This is a genomic window from Kitasatospora sp. NPDC002543 (assembly GCF_053594915.1).
Genome location: NZ_JBSFWR010000040.1, coordinates 27457 through 49817, shown reverse-complemented (window position 1 = coordinate 49817; position 22361 = coordinate 27457). Strand labels below are relative to the sequence as shown.

The following is a 22361-nucleotide window of genomic DNA, read 5'->3' as shown; positions in this document are numbered from 1 at the left end:
CGTGGTTCGGTCGCCGCCCGGTCGCTGCCCGGGCACCGCTCGCGGTGCCCGCCGCTCCGTGCCGACCGGCGACCGGGTCGCGGCGTACAAATCCCCTACCTGGAGCCCCTCATGGACATCGGCCTCGTCCTCCAGACCGACCCGCCCGCCCGGCTGCTCATCGACCGGATGATCCGCGCCGAACGGGCCGGGTTCAGCCACGGCTGGACCTTCGACTCCTGCGTGCTGTGGCAGGAGCCCTTCGTCGTCTACAGCCGGATCCTCGCCGAGACCGAGCGGATGACCGTGGGGCCGATGGTCACCAACCCCTCCACCCGCACCTGGGAGGTGACCGCCTCCACGTTCGCCACGCTCAACGACATGTACGGCAACCGGACCGTCTGCGGCATCGGCCGCGGCGACTCGGCGATGAGGGTCGCCGGACGGCGCCCCGCCACCCTCGCCCGGCTCTCCGAAGCCATGCATGCCATCAAGGAGTTGGCCGAGGGGCGAACCGCCGAGGTGGACGGCACCGAGATGCACCTGCCGTGGGTCCGGGCCGGCGCCTCCCTGCCGATCTGGATGGGGGCCTACGGCCCCAAGGCGTTGAACCTGACCGGACGTCAGGCCGACGGATTCATCCTGCAGTTGGCCGACCCCTACCTCACCGAGTTCATGGTCAAGGCGGTGCGGTCCGCCGCCGTCGAGGCCGGCCGGGACCCGGAGTCCGTCACGATCTGCGTCGCCGCCCCGGCCTACGTCACGGCCGACGACTCGCCCGAGGCGCTCGCCCACGCCCGGGAGCAGTGCCGCTGGTTCGGAGGGATGGTCGGCAACCACGTGGCCGACCTGGTCAGCCACTACGGCGAGCACTCGGACCTGGTGCCGGAGGCGCTCACCGACTACATCAAGGACCGCCAGGGCTACGACTACAGCCACCACGGGCGGGCCGGCAACCCGGACACGGCCTTCGTCCCGGACGGGATCGTCGACCGCTTCTGCCTGATCGGACCGGCGGAGGTCCAGCGGAACCGGCTCGCGGAGCTCCGCTCGCTCGGCGTCGACCAGTTCGCCGTCTACGCCATGCACGACGCCATCGAGTCCACCATCGACGCGTACGGGACGGACGTCATCCCGCACCTGTGACACCCGTGCCTGTGACACCCGGGCCTGTGAAACCCGCGCCTGTGAAACCTGTGCCGGCGAAACCGACCTGAGCTCAGCCGCGGGATCCGCTCGCGGCGGACGGGAGTTGCCCATGCCCGACACCGCGACCAGCGGCGGCAGACAGTGGTACCATCCCGACGGGCGGGTCGAACTCGACCCGGCCGCCGGGGAGCTGCCCCCCAACGGCTTCACGAGCGACGACCTGCGGCCGGTCCCGGTGGCGCGACGCACCTGGACCACGTACAACTTCCTCGCCCTCTGGGTCGGCATGGCCCACAACATCCCGTCCTGGACGCTGGCTTCGGGTCTGGTCACGCTCGGCATGGACTGGAAGCAGGCGGTGCTGACGATCGCGCTCGCCAACCTCGTCGTGCTGGTCCCGATGCTGCTCACCGGTCATGCCGGCACCAAGTACGGCATCCCGTTCCCGGTCTTCGCCCGTGCCTCCTTCGGGCTGCGCGGCGCCAATCTGCCCGCCCTGCTGCGGGCGGCGGTGGCCTGCGCCTGGTTCGGCATCCAGACCTGGATCGGCGGGGAGGGCATCTTCCTGCTGGCGGGCAAGCTCTTCGGCGAATCCTGGCGCACGGCCGGTGAGTTCGGCGGCTACCCGTGGACGCAGTGGCTCTCGTTCCTGCTGTTCTGGCTGATCGAGATGGCCATCATCGCGCGGGGAATGGAGGCGCTGCGGCGGTTCGAGAACTGGGCGGCACCGTTCGTCATCGTCGGTGCGCTCGCGTTGCTGGTGTGGATCACCGTCAAGGCGGGCGGGCTCGGGCCGCTGCTCGACCAGCCGTCCAGGCTTGGGTGGGGCAGCGGCTTCTGGCAGGTCTTCTTCCCGGCCCTGATGGGCATGATCGGGTTCTGGTCCACGCTCTCGTTGAACATCCCCGACTTCACCCGCTTCGGGGGCAGCCAGCGGGCCCAGATCCGCGGGCAGGCGCTGGGCCTGCCGACCACGATGACGCTCTTCGCGTTCCTGTCCGTGCTGGTCACCTCGGGCTCCGAGGCGGTCTACGGGGTGCCGGTGTGGGATCCGATCCAGCTGGCCGCCAAGATGGAGAACCCGGTCGGCATCCTGTTCGCGCTGCTGACCGTGCTGGTGGCGACGCTGTCGGTGAACATCGCCGCCAATGTCGTCTCGCCCGCGTACGACCTCGCGAACCTACTGCCCCGCTTCGTCACCTTCCGGACCGGTGCGTTGATCACCGGGGTGGTCGGGATCGTGATCTTCCCGTGGCGGCTGATCTCCGATCCGCACGTGTACATCTTCACCTGGCTGGGCGTGGTCGGTGGTCTGCTCGGTACGGTCGGCGGGGTGCTGATCTCCGACTACTGGGTGCTGCGCCGCACCCGTCTCCGACTCGCCGAGCTCTACCGCCCCGGCGGCGCGTACTGGTACGCGGCGGGGTGGAACTGGCGGGCCGTTGCGGCGCTGCTGGTCGGCGGCGTACTGGCCGTCGGCGGCTCGTACTCGACCGTCGACGCCGGCGGCGCGCAACAGGGGCCGTTCCCGGCGGACGGCCTGATCCCCGCCCTCAAGCCGCTCGCCGACTACGGCTGGGCCGTCGGTCTGACGTCGGCGGCCGTGGTGTACCTGGGGCTGAGCGCGGTGTTCGGGAGGGGCGCGGGGCGGAGGGGGAGGGGGAGGGCTGACGGGAGGGCGGGTGACAGATGACAGATTTCGAAATCTGTCATCTGTTATCTGTCTGCCGTCGGTTGTTCGCTGTCCGTTGCTCGCCGTCGGCTGTCACCCTTCCGCCCCGTCACCCGTCACACGTCACCCGCCCCGTCACCAAGCCGCTGCCGCCGCCCGGTCCACGGCGGCGAGGACCTTCGCCGTGCCGTCCTCGGCGGCCAGGGCGGCGGCGACGGCCTGGGCGCGGGTGCGGTAGCGGGGGTCGTCGAGGGTCTGGAGGATGGCGGTGGCGAGGCGGGCGGGGGTGAGGGCGTGCAGGGGAACGGGGCCCGGGGAGACGCCGAGTCGTGCCAGCCGGGCGGACCAGAACGGTGCGTCGAGTTGGGCCGGCACGGGAACGGCGGGGGTGCCGGAGCGGAGGGCGGCGGCCGTGGTGCCGGCGCCCGCGTGGTGGACCACGGCGGCGGTTCGGGGGAAGAGCCAGTCGTGCGGGGTGTCGCCGATGGTCAGGACGGAGTCCGAGTCCTCGGCGGCCAGTTCGCTCCATCCCGACTGGAGGAGGAGGCGCACCCGGGCGGCGCGGGCGGCGGCGAGGACGGTCGTGGTGAGCCGCTCGGGGTCGGGGACGACCAGGCTGCCGAAGCCGACGAAGACGGGCGGCGGCCCGGCGGCGAGGAAGTCGAGCAGCCGGGCCGGAGGCTGCCACGCCGTCCGGTCGGTCGGCCACCAGTAGCCCGCCACGTCCAGCCGGGGGTGCCAGTCAGCGGGCCGGGGGACCACCAGCGGTGAGAAACCGTGCAGGACTGGCGAGTTGCGCCGGGCCCGGGAGATGCCGAGGGGCGACAGGCCGAGCCGGCGGCGCAGCCGGCGGACGGCAGGGACGAACAGCTGGTCGGTCGCGGCCTGGACGGCGTGTCCCGCCAGCAGGTTGCCGGCCCGGCCGAGCGGGCGGGAGCCGGTGACGGCGGGCGCGAACTCCCGGGTGGGAGCCAGGGGTTGGAGGTAGAGCCCGATGCTGGGGATGCCCGCGGCCTCGGCGGCGACCTGGCCGAGCGCGGTGGTGGTGCTGGTGGTCAGCAGCAGATCGGTGCCGAGCGCCGTGGCGTCCGCGATGCCGTCGCCGAGTGCCGGCATGAACCTCCGGCCGAGTCGTAGGAGTTGGAGGACGGAGGCCGGTCCGCTGCCGGCCCGTAGCAGGCGTCGGCCCTGGGCGGAGGCGAGTTCGGCGCGCGGATCGACCGGCAGCGGCCGGAACTCCAGTCCGGCGGCCCGCACCGACTCGGCGAAGGTGCCATGGGTGGCGACGGCCACCTGATGCCCGGCTGCCTGCAGACGGGCACCGAGCCCGGTGAACGGGGCGACGTCCCCCCGGGAGCCGGCGGTGGCGATCAGGATGCGCATGGCCGCAGTATTTCGGCGTCGGCCGCCCACCGGAAGGGCGCCACGCGCGGCGGCCGCGCGGGCGGTCCGGCGCCGTCGGCCGGACCGGGGGAGCGGCGGGCGGAACCGTTCGGCGCCGGGCGGCGTCCTTGCGGGCAGAGCGGACGGGACGGGGCCCGTCGGGCCTCGGACGGGAGGGGATGACGGATGAGCATCGTTGCGTGGATCGTACTGGGCCTGCTCGCGGGTGGGCTGGCCAAGCTGTTGCTGCCGGGGAAGGACCCGGGCGGCCTGATCGTGACCACCCTGATCGGCATCGCCGGTTCCTTCGTCGGCGGTTGGATCGCGTCGCACTTCCTGCACCGTTCGGTCACCGCGCACTTCTTCGACGCGGCGACCTGGGTGTCCGCGATCGGCGGTGCCCTGGTGCTGCTGATCATCTACCGGCTGCTGTTCGGCAACTCGCGCCGCTGACCTGGTCGTTCGGGGTGGCCGGGGCGTCCGGCCAGGCCCGGACGCCCGCCGGGGAGGCGGCCCGCCGCGCCGCGAGGGTGCTCCGCCGTCCGGTGACGGCAGCGCGCGGACCGCAGTGCGCGGACGGCCGGTTCGGACCGGTTCTGCCGGGCACAGGAACGGTGCGGGGCCCTCGTACGTCCTTCCGGTCGGACCCGGAGGCTCGGCAGGGTCGTCACATCGATGACGCAAGGGGCGGCGGATGAGCTGGATGGCGTGGATCGTGCTGGGCCTGGTGTCGGGGACGCTGGCCAGGATGGCGATGTCGCGGGGGGAACGCGGCCTGATCGGCAGCACGCTGATCGGCATCACCGGCTCCTACATCGGCACCTGGATCGTCTCGCACTGGATGCACGGGACGGTGAAGCTGGGCTTCCTCGATGTCGCGACCTGGGTGTCGGCGATCGGCGGCGCGATGGTCCTGCTCCTCGCCTACAAGGTGTTCCGTTTCATCACCACCCGGCGCTGACCGGCGGGCTCCGGCGCGCCTGGCATCAGGCGCGCCGGAGCCCCGGTCGTCGAGTGCCCCGGTCGTCGAGTGCCCCGGTCGTCGAGTGCCCCGGTCACCGGCCGGTGGTCACTTCGCCTTCAGGCCGCCGAGGACGAGCTTCCAGACGGCCTCGAACCGGTCGTCGATCCCGGGGGTGGACCAGGTCGACGCGTAGGCCGGGTCGTGGAACGGGCCGGTGGCGTCGAAGACGGCGCGGGCGGTGTTGCGGATGTGCGCGAGCCTGAACTCCCTGCCGTCCTTGGCCTCCTTGGCCTCCTTGCCGCCCTTGCCTTCCATGCCGTCCTGGACGATCTGGGCGATCTGGCCGACCAGGGTGTCGACGTGGGCGTCCACCAGGCCGCTGTTCTCCTCGACCAGCACCATGTAGGTGGCGAACAGCTCAGGGTCGTCCAGTGCCTTCTTCCGCTTGGCCGCGAACAGCGTCCTCAGCCAGCGGTGCAGCCGGTCGGCGGCCGGGCTGCCCTCGTTGGAGATCTCCGCCAGCTCGTAGTGCGCCTGGTCGAGCCAGCGCTGGGTGACGGCCTCGCGCAGCGCGGCCTTGCTGGGGAAGTGGCGGTAGACGCTGCTGTGGCTGACCCCGAGGATGCGTGCGACGTCCACGACGGTGGCCTTGGCCGGGCCGAACCGCCGGAGGACGTCCTCCGCCGCGATCAGGATCTGCTCGGCGGTGAGTGTGGTGTCCGTGGTCACGGGGAGGTCCGTCCTTAGGTCGTGCGGTCGGGTCGTGCGGCGATGGCGCCGGTGGTGCGGTCAGTGCTCGCTGTCCAGATGGGCCATCTGTGCGGCAGCGTACCGGTCACCGGCGGCGGAGCCGGCGGGAACGGCGGCCTCGACGGCGGCGAGATCGGCCTCGGTCAGCGTGACGTCGAGTGCGCCGAGGGCCTCGGCCAGACGGTCCCGGCGGCGGGCGCCGACCAGCGGGACGACGTCCTGCCCGCGCGAGGCGACCCAGGCGATGGCGACCTGGGCGACGGTCGCGCCCCGGGCCGTGGCGATCCCGCGCAGGGCCTCGACCAGCGCCAGGTTGTGGTCCAGGTTCTCGCCCTGGAAGCGCGGGCTGTGGCCGCGGAAGTCGGTGCCGGCGAGGGCGCGGTCCCGGCCCCAGTGGCCGCTGAGCAGGCCGCGGGAGAGCACGCCGTACGCGGTGACGCCGATGCCGAGCTCACGGGCGGTGGGCAGGACGGAGGCCTCGATCGAGCGGGACAGCAGCGAGTACTCGATCTGGAGGTCACTGATCGGGTGGACCGCGGCGGCCCGGCGCAGGGTGTCGGCGCTGACCTCGGAGAGCCCGATGTGGCGGACGTGGCCGGCCTTCACCAGGTCGGCGATGGCGCCGACGGTCTCCTCGATCGGGACGTCCGGGTCCAGACGGGCCGGGCGGTACACGTCGACGTGGTCGGTGCGCAGGCGGCGCAGGGTGTAGGCGAGCGCGGTCTTGGTGGCGGCGGGGCTCGCGTCGTAGCCGAGCCACTGGCCGTCGGGGGTGCGCTGGGCGCCGAACTTCACGCTGATCTGCACGCTCTCGCGGTCGCGGCCGCGCAGTGCCTCGTGGATCAGCAGCTCGTTGTGGCCCATACCGTAGAAGTCGCCGGTGTCGAGGAGGGTGATCCCGGCGTCGAGCGCGGCGTGGATGGTGGCGATGCTCTCGGCCTCGTCGGCCGGGCCGTACAGGTCGGACATGCCCATGCAGCCGAGGCCGAGGGCAGAGGTGACCGGCCCGGTGGTGCCCAGGGTGCGCCGGGCGGGGCGGGTGCGCGTGGACACGGGTACTCCAAGGGCAGTAGGTGCCCCTTGCCGGGAGGCAGGGGCAGGGTGACCTGAGTGCCACTGTGGCACGACAGCGAACAGATTTCAAAATCTGTTCGCTGTCGTCTGTTATCTGAAAGTTGAAATCTGTCGATTGTCATTTGTTCGGACAGGTGCAGGCGCGGGCGCGGGCGCAGCTACGGCCGCGGGCGCGGGGCCTGCCGGGTGTCGGGCCGGGCCGGGCGCGGAGCCGGCCCGGCGGGCGCTCAGTCGGCGACCTGGCTGCGGTTCTCGTACGCGAGGTCGGTGTACTCGGGGTGGCGGAGCATCCAGCCCTTGATGAAGGGGCAGGTGGCCAGCACGGACAGGCCGCGGGCGCGGGCGTCGTCCAGGGCGGCGCGGGCCAGCGCGCTGCCGACGCCCCGGCCCTCGAAGGCGGGCTCGACCACGGTGTGCGGGTAGACCACCAGCCGGTCGCTGCGCAGGTACTCGGCGAAGCCCACCGGCTTTCCGTCCTCCCAGGCCTCGAAGCGGTTCTGGGCTTCCACGTCACGTACCGAGACGGTCATCGCGGCTCCTCACTGCCGGAGAGTCGGAGCCGGGCCCGGCCCCGGTCCATCATCGAGCGACCGGGGCCGCCCCGCCCGCCGGCTCGACGGCCGGGTTCCCGGCCGGCGTCCAGGTCTCGCGCCCGCCCGGCGCCCGCAGCAGGTGGGCGCGGGCCGGCGGCATGTTGCGCCACACCGTGCGCTCGCCGAGCCCGTACGCCTCCTCGAACCGCCGCAGCAGCCGCACCACCGACCGGTGGCAGGCGCCCCGCCGGGGGCCGGCGGTGAGGGTGCGCGCGGTCGTCGTGCCGAGGTACCCGAAGTACGTCAGCTCGCCGCCCGGTGCCAGCAGCCGCAGGTAGAGGTCGAGGAGGTCGCGTACCTGCGGGGGCTCGAAGTTGGTGAACGGCAACCCGGACACGATCACGTCGTACCGCTGCGCGGATCCCTCCGGCGGGGCCCCTTCCGGCAGGGCCCCTTCCGGCGCCGGTGGGCGGCACTCCGGCAGCTCCTCGACCCGGCAGGCCGACAACCGCAGCCCGACCCCCGGGTGGCGTGCGGCGAGGACCGGGTCCTCCCGAAGCCGTTCGGCGAACCGCGGGTTGGCCTCGACGACGTGCAAGCGGTCGCCGGGCCGGAGCACCCGGGCCAGCCGGCGGGTCACCACGCCGGTGCCGGCGCCGACCTCCAGCACCGAGATCGGACGGTTCGGGCGGCTGGTGACCGGCACCACCAGCGCGTTCACCAGCTCCGGACCGCTGGGGGCCAGAGCGCCGGTGTCGTGGAAGGTGCGCAGGGCCTCGGCGAGGAACAGCAGGTGGTCCCCGCCGACGGGCGAACCGTACCGGGCTGAAGGGGGGTCAGGGCGGTGGTGGTGCCTCTCGTCGGTCATGCCGTCGACGCTAGGCAGGGCGGAGCGGCCGCGAATCGGCCGGTCAGCGGCGCCGACCCCTGACGAAAGTCGAGGGTGCGGATAGCCGGAAGACAGAGGCGGCCCGCGGCCGAGCGCCCCTAGCATCGAGCCCGAAGCAACCGAAGGCGAACGGGCAAGGATCGAGGAGAGCGGGGAAGGAGGAACGTCATGCGCAGGAGCGTGCTCGGTTGGTACGGGCCGGACCGCCGGGCCGCGACGGACACGTTGCTGCTGCTCGGCCTGCTCGGACTGGCCGTCGAGGAGGCCCTGGTCCAGTGGGTGCGCCACGACGGTCCGTGGCGCGTGCCGCGCACGATCGTCGCCGCGCTCGCGTCGCTCTCACTCTTCCTCGCCCGCCGCCACCCGGTGGCCTCGGCGGTGCTGCCGGTGCTCATCGGAGGGCTGTTCAACCGGGCCTTCCCCGGCCTGTTCAGCGTCTTCCACCTCGCCTACCTCGGCCGGACCGGTCCGGCGACGGCCGGCGGCGCCGTCATCGCCGTGGTGAGCGCGGCGGGTGCGGACTCGCTGGTCGACTGGGCGGGCACCACCGGGTCGCAACTCCTGGTCCAGGCGGCCACCCTGGCGGTCGGGCTCTGGCTGCACGGCAGAAGGGTGCTGATCCGCACCCTGCACGAGCAGGTCGACGCGCTGCGCCGCGAGCGGGAGCTGCGCGCCGAACAGGCCCGGGCCGCCGAACGCGCCAGGATCGCCCGGGAGATGCACGACGTGCTGGCCCACCGGCTCAGCCTCCTGGTGCTGCACGCCGGCGTGCTGCGCGACCAGGCCAGGGCCGGCACCGTCGCCGCCGATCCCGACCGGCTCACCCACCGCCTCGAGCTGCTGCGCACCACCGCGGCCCGCTCGCTCGACGACCTGCGCGACGTCCTGGGCGCCTTGCGGGCCGAGCCGCCGGACCCGCCCGCCGCGGGAGCCGAGCCGTCCGTGCCCGCCGGAGCCGGGTCCGTCCCGGCGCCCGCCCTACGGGACCTCACCGAGCTCGTCGGCGAGGCGACCCAGGCCGGTCAGCGGGTCGAACTCGCCCTCTCGGGAGACCCGGAGACCGTTCCGACCACCCACCGGCTGGCCGTGCACCGACTGGTCCAGGAGGCGCTGACGAACGCCCGCAAGTACGCACACACCGCCCCCGTCACCGTCCGCGTCGACTACGGTGCGCCGACGACGGTGGAGGTCCGCAACGGCCCGGGCACCGCATTGCCGGACGGGCCGGACAGCGGCGGCGGGTACGGGCTGGTGGGGCTGGCCGAACGGGTCGATGCCCTCGGCGGCCACCTCGACGCCGGTCCGGACGGTGGCGGCGGCTTCCGGCTCTCCGCCCGGTTACCCGCGCCGGACCGCCGGCCGGGAGGAACATGGCAGCCGCAGGACGGGGTGCGGGGGAGACAAGGGACACAGGGGATACAAGAGGCAGAAGGAGCGCTGGGGGTGCCGGGGGTGTACCGGCCGGAGCCGTCGACGCGACCGAAGCAGCCGTGGATGACGAAGGAACGGAAGCCGTCGAAGCTCCCGGAGCAAGAACCGAAGCCGCAGCCGAAGGACACCGCATGATCCGAACAATGGTGGTCGACGACGACGCACTGGTCCGCCTCGGCCTGGTCGACCTGCTCGCCCAGGACCCGGCGCTCACCGTGGTGGCCGAGGCCGCCGACGGGCTGCAGGCCGTCGAACTCGCCGGCCGCCACCGCATCGACGTCGCACTGATGGACATCCGGATGCCCCGGCTCGACGGGATCGCCGCCACCCGCCGGCTGCGCGAACTCACCGACGGTCCGCGGGTCATCGCCCTCACCACCTTCGACCTGGACGAGTACGTGTACCAGGCACTCGCGGCCGGGGCGGACGGCTTCCTGCTGAAGGACACCCCTCCCGCGGAGATCGCCAGGGCCGTCCACGTCGTCGCGGGCGGTCAGGGGATGCTGCACCCGGCGGCCGCGCGGCGGCTGATCGAGCGCTACCACCGCGTCGGGGCGCCCCGGTCGGTGGCCGCCCGCAGCCGGGTCGCCGGGCTCACCCCACGGGAGACGGACGTGCTGCGCGAACTGGCCGACGGGCTCTCGAACGCCGAGATCGCCGGCGTGCTCGGGATGCGGGAGAGCACCGTCAAGGCGCACGTCAGCCGGATCCTGAGCGGGCTCGGAGTCGGCAACCGGGTCCAGGCGGCGCTGCTCGCGCGCGACGCGGGGTTGGTGGGCGACGCCGGCTGAGCGCGGACGACGGAGACTGCCATGCCCGAGGCCCAGGCGCCGGCCCGCTGCGCCCCGGGTGCGGCCGCTGCGCTCCTCGGGTAGGGCCCGCTCCCACCCGAGGGCGGCAGTCGAGGCGCGCCGGGGCTCGGAGGGGCACATCGGGGCACGGCACCCTCCGGTGTTCACACGGGCGTTCCCCGGACTTTCCCGTGGAGTCGGGGCCGGTGCCGGACCGAGCTTCCCTGAGCCGCCGCGTGCTCCCGGTTCGTATCGCATGCTGAGCGGCTGTCACCCATCCGGCGTGGAAAAGCCGTGCCTTGGCCGTTTGCGCTGCCGAACTCGGGCGGCGGGTCCATGGTGGAGATGGGCGCGATCCGGCGACCGCGTCCGCGCGCCGATCCAGGCCCGCGCGCCGAGCGCCCGCGCCGAATGCGGACGGGCAACCTCCGAAGCGGGGCCCGATGTCGGCACGCTGGGAACAGGGCCACCTCGCAGGAAACCGAACGGTTCTTCTAGGCTCACATCTCGGCTTCCCTGCGGCAGTGCGGCCACTGCGCCCGCTGCCAGGAAGCCGCCGTCCACGGGGTCCCGGGCGGACCGGGGCCACCGGATCGAGCGAGGAGGACGCACATGCCAAGCACGCCGACCAGCCGTTCCACCGTACTTGGGCCAGACGGGCCGGTTCGGTGGACCGCTCACCATCCCGGTCGGCCGGTGCGGTCCGGCCGTGCCTGCTACCCGGGCGGGAGCGGTCGGCCGGTCCGGCCGCTCTATACCGGCGGCGGCCGCGGAGGCGAGCGTTGAGTCCCCAGACCGTCGGGTCGCCCGCCGTGCCGGGCGCCGCCGCGGAACCCGCCCCGACGCCGGTCACCGTCCCGGCCGCCACCGACGGCGAGGCCCGCACCGCGGCCGCCACCGCCGCTGCGACCACCACCTCGGCCACCACCTCGGCCACCATTCCGGCCGCGACCTCAACCGCCACCGCGGCAGCCACCACCGGCAACGCCGCCGGAACGGCAACTGCCCCTGTGGCCGCGGCTGCTACGGTTGCCGCCGCGCCGGTGCAGGCCACAGCGGCCACGGCCAACGCCGCGACGAGCGCGGTGGCCAAGACGGCCGTCACCCGGGCCGCGGCCACCAAGCCCGCCCTCTCGAAGTCCGACCTCACCCATCCCGTCGTCGCCAAGACGGCGGCGGTCAACACCTCGGCGGTCAACACCTCGGTGGCCAACACGTCGGTCGCGAAGGCTCCGGTGGCGAAGACCGCGGTGGCGAACACCTCGGTCACGAAGCCCTCGACAGGCCGGGTCGCCGCCCCCGCCATTCCCGCTGCCCCCGGTGCCGCCGCCGTCACCACGGCCCTGCCCGGGGTGCCTCAGGCGCTCAGCACCCGTGCCCGCGCCCTCGCCGGAACCGTCCGGCGGCGCTGCGCCGACCTCGCGCGGATCGAGTCGCCCAGCGGTGACGCTCCCCGACTCGACGCCCTCGCGGAGGAGTTGGAGTCCGGCTTCCGCGCCACCGGTGCCACCGCCCGGCGGGAGCCCGGACCGGCCGGCGACCACCTCGTCCTGGAGTGGGAGGGCCGGGACGAGTCCCTGCCGCACCTGCTGATCGTGGGGCACCACGACACCGTCTGGCCGGTCGGCACCCTCGCGGACTGGCCGGTGACCGAGCAGGACGGCCGGCTCACCGGCCCCGGCGTGGTCGACATGAAGGGCGGACTCGCCATTCTGGAGAGCGCGTTGGCGCTGCTCGCGGACCTCGGCGAGCGCCCGCACCGGACCGTCCGCCTGGTCGTGGTCTCCGACGAGGAGGTGGGCAGTCCCGACGGGCGGCGCCTGGTCGAGCGCCAACTGCGCGGTGCCGCCGCGGTCCTGGGGCTAGAACCGCCCCACCCTGACGGCCGCTTGAAGACCGCGCGACGCGGTAGCACCCGTGTCCGGCTCACCGTGACCGGCCGGGAAGCCCACGCGGGCAACGACGCCCACGACGGGGTGTCCGCGGTCGACGAGCTGGTGGACCAGCTCGTGCTGGTGCGCGACCTGGCCGGCCAGCCCGGAACCGAGCTCAACGCCGGTCGGATCAGCGGTGGTTCGCGGGCCAATGTGATCGCCGGCCGAGCGGAGGCCGAGTTGGGGCTGCGCTTCGCCACCGGCGAGGCGCAGCGCCGTACGCTGGACAACCTCGCCCGGCTCACCGCGCTGCGCCCGGGGGCCCGGGTCCGTACGGAGGTGCTGTCGAGCCGTCCGGCCTGGCCCGAGCGGACCGGCAACCCGCTGCTGCGGCACGTGCGTTCGCTCGCCGCCGTGCTCGGCCAGCAGGTGGACGGCGCGCCCGCGGGCGGGGCGGGGGACACCAACCTCCCGGGCTCGCGCGGGCTCCCGACCCTGGACGGCTTCGGTGCGGTGGGCGCCGGGGCGCACGCCCGGCACGAGCACATCCGGCTCGACCAGATCGCTCCCCGGATCGCCCTGCTGGCGGCGCTGCTCGCCGTTCCGCTGCCCCGGTTGCGCGACCGCGCGGAGGGGTGATCCGGCGGTGAGTCGCTGACGGCCGGCAGTCGACGCGTCTCGCCTGGTGGGTCGCGGTACGCGGGTCACGGCGCGGTGCGTAGCCGCAACGGCGGGCCGTAGCGGCGACAGCAGCAGGCAGGTAGTAGCGGACAAGTAGCAGCGAACAGAGATCAACCGACAGAGATCAGCCGACAGATAACAGCTGACAGATTCTGAAATCTGTCAGCTGTTATCTGTTTCGCACCTTGCCATCCCTCCACCCTGCCGCGCAGAATGGTACCGACCGAACGGTCAGTCGGTTGACGCCCCCGGGGCGCCGACCGGGCAGGACACGAGAGGGGACCGTGGTGACAGCAGAGGTGGCCGAGGCGGTCCCCGCGCAGACGCCGGAGGACCGGTTCGAGGCGGTCGTCGCCGCCGAACAGCGGATCGAGCCCAGGGACTGGATGCCCGACGCCTACCGGGCCACCCTGATCCGCCAGATCGCCCAGCACGCCCACTCCGAGATCATCGGCATGCAGCCCGAGGGCAACTGGCTGACCCGGGCCCCGTCGCTGCGCCGCAAGGCCATCCTGCTCGCCAAGGCCCAGGACGAGGCCGGCCACGGCCTCTACCTCTACGCCGCCGCCGAGACCCTCGGCGTCGACCGCGCCGAGCTCACCGAGAAGCTGATCTCCGGCCGCCAGAAGTACTCCTCGATCTTCAACTACCCGACCCTCACCTTCGCCGACGTCGGCGTGATCGGCTGGCTGGTGGACGGAGCCGCGATCTGCAACCAGGTCCCGCTCTGCCGGTGCAGCTACGGTCCGTACGCCCGCGCGATGGTCCGGATCTGCAAGGAGGAGTCCTTCCACCAGCGCCAGGGCTACGAGCTCCTGATGACGCTGATGCGAGGCACCGAGGCCCAGCGCCGGATGGTGCAGGACGCCGTGGACCGCTGGTGGTGGCCGTCGCTGATGATGTTCGGCCCCTCGGACGCCGACTCGCCGAACACCGCCCGCTCGATGGCCTGGCGGATCAAGCGGCACAGCAACGACGAGCTGCGCCGGCGCTTCGTCGACATGACCGTCCCGCAGGCCGAGCACCTGGGCGTGACCCTCCCGGACCCCGAGCTGCGCTGGAACGAGGAGCGCGGCGGCTGGGACTTCGGCGAGCCGGACTGGTCCGAGCTGACCAGGGTCATCCACGGCCAGGGTCCCTGCAACGCCCAGCGGGTCGACCGCCGCCGAGCCGCCCACGAGGACGGCGCCTGGGTCCGCGAGGCGGCCGTCGCCTACGCGGCCAAGCGCGCCGCCGAGGCCGCCGGTGCCACAGCCGCCGCCGGTGCCGGTGCCGGTGCCACGGACGCCACCGGCATCACCGGCACCACCGAAGCCACCGAAGAGGAGAACGGAAAGTGACCGACCCCCAGGTTGGCTCCCCGGCCGGGTCCAAGGCTGGCTGGCCGTTGTACGAGGTGTTCGTGCGTCCCCGGCGCGGGCTGAACCACGTCCACGTCGGCTCGCTGCACGCCGCCGACGACCGGATGGCCCTGCTCGCCGCCCGCGACCTCTACACCCGCCGCAACGAGGGCGTGAGCCTCTGGGTGGTCCGCTCGGACGCGATCACCGCCTCCACGCCGGACGAGCGCGACCCGTTCTTCGAACCCAGCGGCGACAAGGTCTACCGCCACCCGACCTTCTACGACATCCCCGAGGATGTCCCGCACATCTGACGGGGGAGCCATCGTGCACGACCACACCACCTCCACCACCGGCACCGCCGCCACCACAACCGGCACCGGCGAGGACGACCACGTCTACCTCAGCCTCGCCGACGCCACACCCGGCCCCGAGGGCGAGGGCCGTTGGGCGTACGGGACGGGCTTCGCCGACCCGCTGCTCGGCGTGGACACCGCGCTGCCCGCCGGTCTGGACGGCGCCGACCTCGCCGCCTACTGCCAGATGCTGGGCGACGACGCCCTGGTCCTCGCGCAGCGGCTGACCGAGTGGTGCACCCGGGCACCCGAGCTGGAGGAGGAGGTCGCGCTCGCCAACCTGGGCCTCGACCTGCTGGGCCAGGCCCGGCTGCTGCTCACCCGGGCCGGCCAGGCGGACGGTACCGGCCGCACGGAGGACGACCTGGCGTACTGGCGCGAGGAGCACGAGTTCCGCAACGTCCGCCTGGTGGAGACGCCGAACGGCGACTTCGCGTACTCGATCGCCCGACTGCTGCTGTTCGCCACCGCGCGCGGCGCCCTGTACGAGGCGTTGAGTGCGCACCCCGACCCGGTGCTGGCCGCGGTCGCGACCCGGGGCGTCAAGGAGCTGGCGTACCACCGGGAGTACGCCACCGCATGGACACTGCGCCTCGGAGACGGCACGCCGTACTCCGCCGAGCGGATGCAGGCCGGGCTGGACGCGGTCTGGCCGCTGCTGGAGGAGCTGTTCACCGCGCACCCGGTGGAGCTGCGGGCGGGCGTCGACCCGGCGACCCTGCGCGAACCGGTGCTGGGCTCGCTCGCCGCCGTCCTCGCCGAGGCCGGGCTGACCGTGCCGGACGTACCGCCGCTGGCCACCGTCCTCGGCCGGGCCGGTCGGGACGGTGTACACACCGAGGCGCTCGGCCCGCTGCTCGCCGAGTTGCAGGTGGTGGCCCGGGCCCACCCGGGGGCGACGTGGTGACGGGCGGCGTCGCCATGGACCGTACGAGCCCGGAAGCCCCGGAAGCCCCGGCGGGCGCGGCGGGTTCGGCGGCATCGACGACGGGCGGCCTGGCCTGGGCGGTCGCCGCGGCCGTGCCGGACCCGGAGCTGCCCATGCTCACCCTGGCCGACCTGGGCGTCCTGGCCGAGGTAGAGGTGGACGGTGGCAGCGGCACGGTGACCGCCTGGCTGACCCCGACCTACTCCGGCTGCCCCGCCGTCGCCGAGATGGCCGCCGACGTGGACCGCCGGCTGCGTGCGGCCGGATACCCGGACGTCCGGGTGCGGCTGCGGCTGGATCCGCCGTGGTCCACCGACCTGATCACCGCCGAGGGCCGGCGCAAGCTCGCCGAGGCGGGCATCGCCCCGCCGCGCCCGACCGCCTCCGTCGCTGCCTCTGCTGCCTCCGCCGCCGGCCCGGCCGGGCCGGTCGCGCTCACCCTCGGCCCGACCCGCACCAGTGCCCGCACCGCGGCCGCGCACGCCGCCGTGCCGTGCCCGCGCTGCGGCGAAGCCGACACGGAGGAGCTGTCCCGCTTCGGTTCCACCGCCTGCAAGGCGCTCTGGCGCTGCCGGGTCTGCCGCGAGCCGTTCGAACGCGTCAAGGAGATCTGAATGCCCGCCGCTTCCCCCGTCCCCGCCGCTTCCCCGGCTGCCGCCTCCGCCCCGGCTTCCGCTTCCGCCCCGGCTTCCGCCCCCGCTTCCGCTTCCGCCCCGGCTTCCGTCTCCGGCTCCGCCGCGGGCGCGGGGCCCGAAGCGACCGGAGTCCGCCCCGCCCGCCGCCCGACCTTCCACCGGTTGCGGATCGGCCGGGTCGAGCGGCTCTGCGAGGACGCCGTCGCGGTGACCTTCGAGGTGCCGGACGGACTGGCGCAGGAGTACGCCTTCCGTCCCGGGCAGACCCTGACCCTGCGCAAGCTGGTGGACGGCACCGACGAGCGCCGCTCGTACTCGATCTGCGCCCCGGTCGGCGGGCCGCTGCGGATCGCCGTCCGGGAGGTGCCCGGCGGGCTGTTCTCGCGCTGGCTGGTGCGCGAGGCCGAGCCGGGCGAGGAGGTGGAGGTGCTGACGCCGTCCGGCCTGTTCACCCCCGAACTCGGCGTCCCGGCCGATCACGTGTTGCTCGCGGCCGGTTCCGGGGTCACCCCGATGCTGTCGATCGCCGCCTCCGTGCTGGCCGCCGACGGCAGCTCCACCGTCACCCTGCTCTACGGCAACCGGCGCAGCGACACCGTGATGTTCGCGGACGAGCTGGCCGACCTCAAGGACCGCTACCTCGACCGCTTCCAGCTGGTCCACGTGCTCTCCCGGGAGACCAGGGACGCCGAGCTGCTCAGCGGCCGGCTGGACCCGGAGCGGGTCCGCGCGCTGCTGGCGGCCCTGGTGGACGTCGGGAGCGTCGGGCACTGGTGGCTGTGCGGCCCGTTCGGCATGGTCGCCGGGGCGAAGGAGCTGCTCGCCGAGCTGGACGTGCCGGGCGGGCGGGTGCACCAGGAGCTGTTCCACGCGGAGGACGAGCCGCTCCCGGAGCGCGACGAGGACTGGGACCGGACGGACACCTCCGCCGACGGCGCTCCGGGCGAGCAGAGCGAGGTCACCGTCGTTCTTGACGGCCGCGGCAGCACGCTCCGCCTCCCGCGCGACCGCTCGGTCCTGGACGGTGCCCAGCGCTCCCGCCCCGATCTGCCGTTCGCCTGCAAGGGCGGGGTCTGCGGCACCTGCCGCGCCCTGGTCACCGAGGGCGAGGTGGAGATGTGGCGCAACTTCGCGCTGGAGGAGAAGGAACTGGCCGCCGGCTACGTCCTCACCTGCCAGGCCCGCCCGGTCACCGACCGGGTGACCGTCGACTACGACCGCTGAGTCTCAGACAGCGGCAGGCACCATGGCCGGGACGCCGGCATCCGGGACACCGGCATTAGGGGCGCCCACCCCGGAATCGCCGCTCCTCGAGCCGTTGACCCCCGGGTCGCTGGTCCCCGGATCGCCGGGCGTCGGGTACCCGGGCGTCGGGATCCCAGGCGTCGGGATCCGGGTTGCCGGGTCGCCGAGCAGCCCGACCAGGTCGTTGACGGCCGCTCGCCCGGCTCGGTTGGCGCCGACGGTGCTGGCGGACGGGCCGTAGCCGACCAGGTGGACCCGGGGGTCGGCGGTGGCACGGGTGCCGGTGAGGGCGATGCCGCCGCCGGGGGACCTCAGCCCGAGCGGGGCGAGGTGCCCGACCTCGGGCCGGAAGCCGGTCGCCCAGACGATCGCGTCCACCGCCAGCTCCTCGTCGCCCCAGGCCACCCCGTGCTCGGTCAGCCGGTCGAACATCGGCCGGCGGTGCAGCGCCCCCAGCTCCTCGGCGCGCCGGTAGGCGACGGACGGGCCGAGCCCGGTGACGCTCACCACGCTGCGCACCGGCAGGCCCTGCCGGACCCGCTCCTCGACCTTGGCGACCACCGCGCGCCCGTACTCGGGGGTGAAGGGTCCGTCGTGGTACACGGGTTCGGAGCGGGTGACCCACACGGTCTCGCCGACCGCGGCCACCTCCGACAGCACCTGGACCGCCGAGGCGCCGCCGCCCACCACCAGGACCCGCCGGCCGGCGAACTCCTCGGGGCCGCGGTAGTCGGCGTAGTGCAGCTGGCGGCCCGCGAAACGGCCCGGGTAGTACGGGAGGAAAGGACGGGTCCATGTGCCGGTGGCGTTGATCAGCGCGCGGGTGGACCAGGTGCCGCGGTCGGTCTCGACCAGCAGCCGGGAGTCCGGGCGCTCGGACTCGGCACGTACGGCGTTCACCGCGACCGGGCGTACGACCGGGAGCGTGTGCCGGGCCTCGTACGCCGCGAAGTACTCCGGCACCACCTCGCGCGCCGGAGCGTCCGGGTCCGGCGGCGGGAGTTCGGCGTCCGGGAGGTCGTGGACGCCGTGCACGGTGGCCATCCGCAGGGACGGCGAACGGTGCGCCCAGGCGCCGCCCGGGGCGGCGTTGGCGTCGAGCACGACGAAGCCGCCGTCGACACCCGCCCGGTGGGGGGTGAACCCGCGGCGGCGCAGGTGGTAGGCGGCGGACAGTCCTGCCTGTCCGGCGCCCACCACCAGGACGTCCACCCGCTCCGGAACGCTGTTCGTTGCACCGTAAACAGTCACGCCCGTGAAACATCGCGGGGCGGGCGGGTGTTCCCGTCGGGATTCCGCCCGTCCGACGCGAACGGGACTCGTGAACGGGGGCGTGTGAACCGGCGCGAGAGCGGGGGCACGTCGGGGGAGAGTGCCGATCGGGGGGAGGGGAATCGGCGGAGGTGTCAGGAGACCGGGGAGATGACCGCCGCGGTGCCGTAGGCGCAGACCTCCGTGCCCACGTCCGCTGCCTCCGTGACGTCGAACCGCATCATCAGGACGGCGTTGCCGCCACGCGCCTTGGTCTGCTCGACCAGCCGCTGCATCGCCTCGTTGCGGCTCTCGACCAGGGTCTTCGTCAGGCCGCGCAGCTCTCCGCCGATCAGCGACTTCAGACCGGCACCGATCTGGCTGCCGATGTGGCGGCTGCGGACGGTCAGCCCGAAGACCTCGCCGATCACGTGGTCGACCCGGAAACCGGGGATGTCGTTGGTGGTCACGACCAGGACGTCGGCGTTCGGGCCCTGCCCGCCGCCGTACTCATTGATGTCAGCCATGGGGCTCATCCTGCCAAGTTCCTGCGTCCGAGTGACAGAGGCGGGGCCGGAGGGTGACCGAGAACGCTTCCGGAAGCTGGTCCGGACCGGTGATCGGGCGACCGAAAGGCCGTACCGTTAGCCCCATGGGCGAGCGAAGCGATCATCCACAGGGGCCGGGCGCGGCGGAGGACTCCGGCGCGCAGGAGATCGAGGCGACGGTGGTGCTGGGCCTGCGGATCACCGACTGGCCGGCCCTGCGCGCGGCCGCGATCAGGGCCGTCGAGGAGCTGGACTTCGAGGGCATCGACCCGGCCGGCCAACGCCGCGAACTGCTGCGCGAGGTCGCCGAGGACGCCAACGCGGCGCTCGGCGCGCTGCTGCACCCCGACCGGCTGGTGGCCGCCATCCCTGGCGTCGAGGCGATCGGCGGCACCCTGGAGATCAGCGTCACGGAGGACTTCACGCCGGACTTCGCCGACCTCTTCCCGCTGGAGGGGGACGAGGAGAGCGGCGGCGCGGGAGCGGACTGGACGCTCACCCCGCGTACCGCCTGCCTGCTCCACGCCCAGCTGCTCGGCCTCGCCGACGCCGCGTACGACGACTTCGACGAGCACGGGGACGACGCGGTCGCCGACGGCGAGGACGCCGACTGGACGGTCTTCGCCCGGCTTCCCGAGCGCACCTGGCGGATGCACCGGGGCTGGCGCCGCGCGATGGCCCGGGCCTTCGACGACCTCGCCGACGACCTCGCGCTCGGCGAGTGGCCGCTGCCGCGCTGCCTGGCCGAGGAGATCGCGCTGCGGATGGCCCTGGTGGACGCCAGGGCGCTGCTCGGCGCGCAGCCCGAGTCCGTGGCGGACATGATGGGCGACCTCCCGGCCGACCTCTACGACTACGACTGGGACGGTTGTCAGGACGAGCTCTTCGGCGTCTACGGACCGGACGACGGCGATCCGGAGCTGGGGGTGGAGCAGCGCACGGAGCTGCTGCTGGCGGCCACCCACCCGGAGGGCTGGTTCCTGATGTACGAGGACGCGGAGGAACGGGACCCGCAGCGCGGCTACCGGCGCTGACGGGGCGCGGGGCGAGTGCCGGTGCGCAGCAGCGCCTGAGCGGAAGAGCGTGCGCGGAAGAGCGCGTGGCGGAAGGGGCGGGCCTGGTCGGCCGGGGCGGTGCTGGCATCCTGGACAGGTGACTTCTCCTTCCGATCCTTCCGGCGTCCCGACCCCCGCTTCTCCGGCCCTGGCCACTCCGTCTCCTTCCGCCGCTCCGGGTCCGGTGGCGCCCGCGCCCGAGGCCGGCCCCGGCGACACCCCGTCGCGCGAGGACCGTGAGGACCGCGAGGACCGTGAGGACCGCGACGAGCGGCCGCAGTACGTGCTGCCGCTGCTCGTCCGCCTGGAACGGGCCACCCCGCCGAGCCGGACGGACGCGCTGGAGACCTCGGCGCGGGCGGTGCTCACGCTGCTGGCCGACCCGAGGGTCACCGAGGCGGACGGCGAGTGGGCGGAGCGGGTCACGGCCTGGGAGGACGCCAGGATCCGCAAGGTGGTCCGGCGGGCCCGGGGCGGGGAATGGCGTCGGGCGGGCGAGCTGCCGGGCGTCACGGTGCAGGGACGGGAGGCCGAGGTGCGGGTGTTCCCGCCGGTCCCGCTGGACGGCTGGCCCAAGGAGCTCGCCAAGCTCCAGGTGTCCGGGACGGACCTGGAGGAGACGGCCGAGGTCGGGGCGCCCGAGCCCGGCCTGCCGGTGCTCTGGCTCAACCCCGAGCTGGAGATGAGCGCGGGCAAGACGATGGCGCAGACCGGGCACGCCGCCCAGCTCGCGTGGTGGCGGCTGGACGAGGCGCAGCGCAAGGAGTGGGCCGAGGCCGGCTTCGCGCTCGCGGTGCGGACGGCCTCGCCGGACGCGTGGGAGGAGCTCGTCCGCAGCGGGTTGCCGGTGGTCCAGGACGCGGGCTTCACCGAGATCGCCCCGGGCAGCTGCACGGTGATCGCGGAGCACCCCGGGCTGCGGTGACGGGGTGGCGGGCGGCGGCGGGCCCGCGGTGGGGCGCGGCGAACAGCTGACAGGAAACAGCTGACAGCTGACAGCTGACAGATTTCGAAATCTGTCAGCTGTCAGCCGTTTGCTGTTCGCCAACCAGCCGCCAGCCGCCGGGCGCCGGGCCGGCAGAGGCCCGTCAGCTCTGCTCGTACCGCCGCATCGCCCGCAGCCCGCCGTAGACCGCCAGGGCCGTCCAGACCGCCATGATCAGCAGCCCGGTCCAGTGGCCGTAGTGGACGCCCGCTTCGGGCTGGGTGCGGGTCGCGTACAGGCCGGCCCGGTCGGGCAGGAACTGGCCGAGCTCGCGAACGCCGGGGATGGCGGCCAGCCAGGTGGTGCCCAGGAACACCATCGGGGCCAGCAGGCCGAGCGCGGCGCTGAAGTTTCCCAGCATCGCGGTCAGCCCGAGGCAGAGCAGCACCATCATCGGGTGGTACAGCACGCCGGCGAGGAAGCTGCGGGTCAGGCCCGGGGTGGAGAGGTCCAGGCCGACGGTGGTGCCGACGGCCAGGAACGAGCCCGCGGTGGAGGCCAGCCCCAGCAGCAGGCCGAGCCCGGTGCCGAGCGCGAGCTTGGCGCCGTACAGCCGGCCGCGCCGGGGTACCACGGTGAGTGAGGTGCCGATCATGCGGGTGTTGAACTCCTGCCCGATCAGCAGGATGCCGAGGCAGGCCACGGCGACGTGGCCGAAGTTCAGTCCGTAGAAGATCGCCACGGCCGGGTCCTCTCCCGGTGTGTGGTCCTTCGCCCCGTAGGCGGCGTTGACGGCCGCCGTGACGCCGACGGTCAGCGCCAGCGCGACCAGCGGGGCCGCCCACTGCGAGGGCAGGGTGGTGAACTTGACCCGCTCGGCGCGCAGGGCGTGGGTCGTGCTGCTCATC

Annotated in this window: 22 protein-coding genes; 14 read left to right on the top strand and 8 right to left on the bottom strand. The window is 73.7% G+C overall.

Annotated features, from left to right (window positions below; genetic code table 11):
- Positions 1-111: 111 nt before the first annotated feature.
- Together ACWD4P_RS18940 and ACWD4P_RS18935 are read left to right on the top strand one after the other, a co-directional pair.
- Positions 112-1125 carry a TIGR03842 family LLM class F420-dependent oxidoreductase gene (locus tag ACWD4P_RS18940; RefSeq protein ID WP_449780330.1) on the top strand — a complete coding sequence of 338 codons (1014 nt, stop codon included), beginning with the start codon at positions 112-114 and terminating at the stop codon, positions 1123-1125.
- A 112-nt stretch (positions 1126-1237) separates the two neighbouring features.
- Entirely contained in the window at positions 1238-2821 is a 1584-nt protein-coding gene (locus ACWD4P_RS18935) for an NCS1 family nucleobase:cation symporter-1 (protein WP_449780329.1), read from the top strand.
- Between the two features lie 114 nt (positions 2822-2935).
- Here ACWD4P_RS18935 and ACWD4P_RS18930 read toward each other — a convergent pair whose 3' ends face one another.
- Complete coding sequence (locus ACWD4P_RS18930; RefSeq protein ID WP_449780328.1) at positions 2936-4183, bottom strand: glycosyltransferase; 1248 nt, start codon at positions 4181-4183, stop codon at positions 2936-2938.
- Positions 4184-4369: 186 nt separating this feature from the next.
- Between ACWD4P_RS18930 and ACWD4P_RS18925 the strand changes: the two genes are divergently transcribed.
- Both ACWD4P_RS18925 and ACWD4P_RS18920 read left to right on the top strand, forming a co-directional pair.
- The gene (locus tag ACWD4P_RS18925; RefSeq protein ID WP_359824894.1) at positions 4370-4636 is read left to right on the top strand and encodes a GlsB/YeaQ/YmgE family stress response membrane protein; all 267 of its coding nucleotides are present in this window, start codon (positions 4370-4372) and stop codon (positions 4634-4636) included.
- 241 nt (positions 4637-4877) lie between these two features.
- Entirely contained in the window at positions 4878-5144 is a 267-nt protein-coding gene (locus ACWD4P_RS18920; RefSeq protein ID WP_359824896.1) for a GlsB/YeaQ/YmgE family stress response membrane protein, read from the top strand.
- 108 nt (positions 5145-5252) lie between these two features.
- Here ACWD4P_RS18920 and ACWD4P_RS18915 read toward each other — a convergent pair whose 3' ends face one another.
- From ACWD4P_RS18915 to ACWD4P_RS18900, 4 genes are all read right to left on the bottom strand, one after another.
- The gene (locus ACWD4P_RS18915) at positions 5253-5876 is read right to left on the bottom strand and encodes a TetR family transcriptional regulator (RefSeq protein WP_449780327.1); all 624 of its coding nucleotides are present in this window, start codon (positions 5874-5876) and stop codon (positions 5253-5255) included.
- A gap of 60 nt (positions 5877-5936) precedes the next feature.
- Positions 5937-6950 (bottom strand): aldo/keto reductase, encoded by a 1014-nt coding sequence (locus ACWD4P_RS18910; protein WP_449780326.1) that lies wholly within the window; start codon positions 6948-6950, stop codon positions 5937-5939.
- Between the two features lie 248 nt (positions 6951-7198).
- Positions 7199-7501, bottom strand: coding sequence for a GNAT family N-acetyltransferase (locus ACWD4P_RS18905; RefSeq protein WP_359824901.1), 303 nt, complete (start codon positions 7499-7501; stop codon positions 7199-7201).
- Between the two features lie 49 nt (positions 7502-7550).
- Positions 7551-8372 carry a class I SAM-dependent methyltransferase gene (locus ACWD4P_RS18900; RefSeq protein ID WP_449780325.1) on the bottom strand — a complete coding sequence of 274 codons (822 nt, stop codon included), beginning with the start codon at positions 8370-8372 and terminating at the stop codon, positions 7551-7553.
- A 189-nt stretch (positions 8373-8561) separates the two neighbouring features.
- Here ACWD4P_RS18900 and ACWD4P_RS18895 point away from each other — a divergent pair, with 189 nt between their 5' ends.
- The 8 genes from ACWD4P_RS18895 (at position 8562) to paaE (ending at position 17653) form a co-directional block, all read left to right on the top strand.
- Entirely contained in the window at positions 8562-9959 is a 1398-nt protein-coding gene (locus tag ACWD4P_RS18895; protein ID WP_449780324.1) for a sensor histidine kinase, read from the top strand.
- A complete protein-coding gene (locus tag ACWD4P_RS18890) occupies positions 9956-10615 on the top strand; it encodes a response regulator (RefSeq protein WP_449780323.1) in 660 nt (219 codons plus the stop codon). Before ACWD4P_RS18895 ends, ACWD4P_RS18890 begins: the two co-directional genes overlap by 4 nt.
- A 782-nt stretch (positions 10616-11397) precedes the next feature.
- Positions 11398-13128, top strand: a complete 1731-nt coding sequence (locus ACWD4P_RS18885) for a M20 family metallopeptidase (protein WP_449780322.1) — start codon at positions 11398-11400, stop codon at positions 13126-13128.
- 326 nt (positions 13129-13454) lie between these two features.
- Complete coding sequence (paaA, locus tag ACWD4P_RS18880) at positions 13455-14510, top strand: 1,2-phenylacetyl-CoA epoxidase subunit PaaA (protein ID WP_449780321.1); 1056 nt, start codon at positions 13455-13457, stop codon at positions 14508-14510.
- Positions 14507-14824, top strand: coding sequence for a 1,2-phenylacetyl-CoA epoxidase subunit PaaB (gene paaB / locus ACWD4P_RS18875; protein WP_359825581.1), 318 nt, complete (start codon positions 14507-14509; stop codon positions 14822-14824). The genes paaA and paaB overlap by 4 nt, the downstream gene beginning before the upstream one ends.
- Before the next feature lie 13 nt (positions 14825-14837).
- Positions 14838-15773 carry a 1,2-phenylacetyl-CoA epoxidase subunit PaaC gene (gene paaC / locus ACWD4P_RS18870; RefSeq protein WP_449780320.1) on the top strand — a complete coding sequence of 312 codons (936 nt, stop codon included), beginning with the start codon at positions 14838-14840 and terminating at the stop codon, positions 15771-15773.
- A 14-nt stretch (positions 15774-15787) separates the two neighbouring features.
- Complete coding sequence (gene paaD, locus ACWD4P_RS18865; protein WP_449780319.1) at positions 15788-16408, top strand: 1,2-phenylacetyl-CoA epoxidase subunit PaaD; 621 nt, start codon at positions 15788-15790, stop codon at positions 16406-16408.
- A 183-nt stretch (positions 16409-16591) separates the two neighbouring features.
- Positions 16592-17653 (top strand): 1,2-phenylacetyl-CoA epoxidase subunit PaaE, encoded by a 1062-nt coding sequence (paaE, locus tag ACWD4P_RS18860; protein WP_449780318.1) that lies wholly within the window; start codon positions 16592-16594, stop codon positions 17651-17653.
- Between the two features lie 3 nt (positions 17654-17656).
- Here the strand turns inward: paaE and ACWD4P_RS18855 are convergent, their stop codons facing one another.
- Both ACWD4P_RS18855 and ACWD4P_RS18850 read right to left on the bottom strand, forming a co-directional pair.
- Positions 17657-18925: an NAD(P)-binding domain-containing protein gene (locus ACWD4P_RS18855; RefSeq protein ID WP_449780317.1), complete on the bottom strand. Its 1269-nt coding sequence runs from the start codon at positions 18923-18925 to the stop codon at positions 17657-17659.
- Between the two features lie 155 nt (positions 18926-19080).
- Positions 19081-19452 (bottom strand): YbjQ family protein, encoded by a 372-nt coding sequence (locus ACWD4P_RS18850; RefSeq protein WP_359825593.1) that lies wholly within the window; start codon positions 19450-19452, stop codon positions 19081-19083.
- A gap of 125 nt (positions 19453-19577) precedes the next feature.
- Here ACWD4P_RS18850 and ACWD4P_RS18845 point away from each other — a divergent pair, with 125 nt between their 5' ends.
- Together ACWD4P_RS18845 and ACWD4P_RS18840 are read left to right on the top strand one after the other, a co-directional pair.
- Positions 19578-20507, top strand: coding sequence for a hypothetical protein (locus ACWD4P_RS18845; RefSeq protein WP_449780316.1), 930 nt, complete (start codon positions 19578-19580; stop codon positions 20505-20507).
- Positions 20508-20676: 169 nt separating this feature from the next.
- Positions 20677-21453: a peptidyl-tRNA hydrolase gene (locus ACWD4P_RS18840; protein WP_449780345.1), complete on the top strand. Its 777-nt coding sequence runs from the start codon at positions 20677-20679 to the stop codon at positions 21451-21453.
- Positions 21454-21616: 163 nt separating this feature from the next.
- Here ACWD4P_RS18840 and ACWD4P_RS18835 read toward each other — a convergent pair whose 3' ends face one another.
- Entirely contained in the window at positions 21617-22360 is a 744-nt protein-coding gene (locus ACWD4P_RS18835) for a hypothetical protein (protein WP_449780315.1), read from the bottom strand.
- Position 22361: the final 1 nt, after the last annotated feature.

What these genes read in the sequence shown, in the direction of transcription:
- ACWD4P_RS18835 (WP_449780315.1), bottom strand. Translation starts at nt 22,360, where the DNA reads ATGAGCAGCACGACCCACGCCCTGCGCGCCGAGCGGGTCAAGTTCACC.
- ACWD4P_RS18925 (WP_359824894.1), top strand. Translation starts at nt 4,370, where the DNA reads ATGAGCATCGTTGCGTGGATCGTACTGGGCCTGCTCGCGGGTGGGCTG.
- ACWD4P_RS18890 (WP_449780323.1), top strand. Translation starts at nt 9,956, where the DNA reads ATGATCCGAACAATGGTGGTCGACGACGACGCACTGGTCCGCCTCGGC.
- paaD (WP_449780319.1), top strand. Translation starts at nt 15,788, where the DNA reads ATGGACCGTACGAGCCCGGAAGCCCCGGAAGCCCCGGCGGGCGCGGCG.
- ACWD4P_RS18895 (WP_449780324.1), top strand. Translation starts at nt 8,562, where the DNA reads ATGCGCAGGAGCGTGCTCGGTTGGTACGGGCCGGACCGCCGGGCCGCG.
- ACWD4P_RS18935 (WP_449780329.1), top strand. Translation starts at nt 1,238, where the DNA reads ATGCCCGACACCGCGACCAGCGGCGGCAGACAGTGGTACCATCCCGAC.
- ACWD4P_RS18905 (WP_359824901.1), bottom strand. Translation starts at nt 7,501, where the DNA reads ATGACCGTCTCGGTACGTGACGTGGAAGCCCAGAACCGCTTCGAGGCC.
- ACWD4P_RS18900 (WP_449780325.1), bottom strand. Translation starts at nt 8,372, where the DNA reads ATGACCGACGAGAGGCACCACCACCGCCCTGACCCCCCTTCAGCCCGG.
- ACWD4P_RS18850 (WP_359825593.1), bottom strand. Translation starts at nt 19,452, where the DNA reads ATGGCTGACATCAATGAGTACGGCGGCGGGCAGGGCCCGAACGCCGAC.
- ACWD4P_RS18845 (WP_449780316.1), top strand. Translation starts at nt 19,578, where the DNA reads ATGGGCGAGCGAAGCGATCATCCACAGGGGCCGGGCGCGGCGGAGGAC.
- ACWD4P_RS18940 (WP_449780330.1), top strand. Translation starts at nt 112, where the DNA reads ATGGACATCGGCCTCGTCCTCCAGACCGACCCGCCCGCCCGGCTGCTC.
- ACWD4P_RS18920 (WP_359824896.1), top strand. Translation starts at nt 4,878, where the DNA reads ATGAGCTGGATGGCGTGGATCGTGCTGGGCCTGGTGTCGGGGACGCTG.
- ACWD4P_RS18930 (WP_449780328.1), bottom strand. Translation starts at nt 4,183, where the DNA reads ATGCGCATCCTGATCGCCACCGCCGGCTCCCGGGGGGACGTCGCCCCG.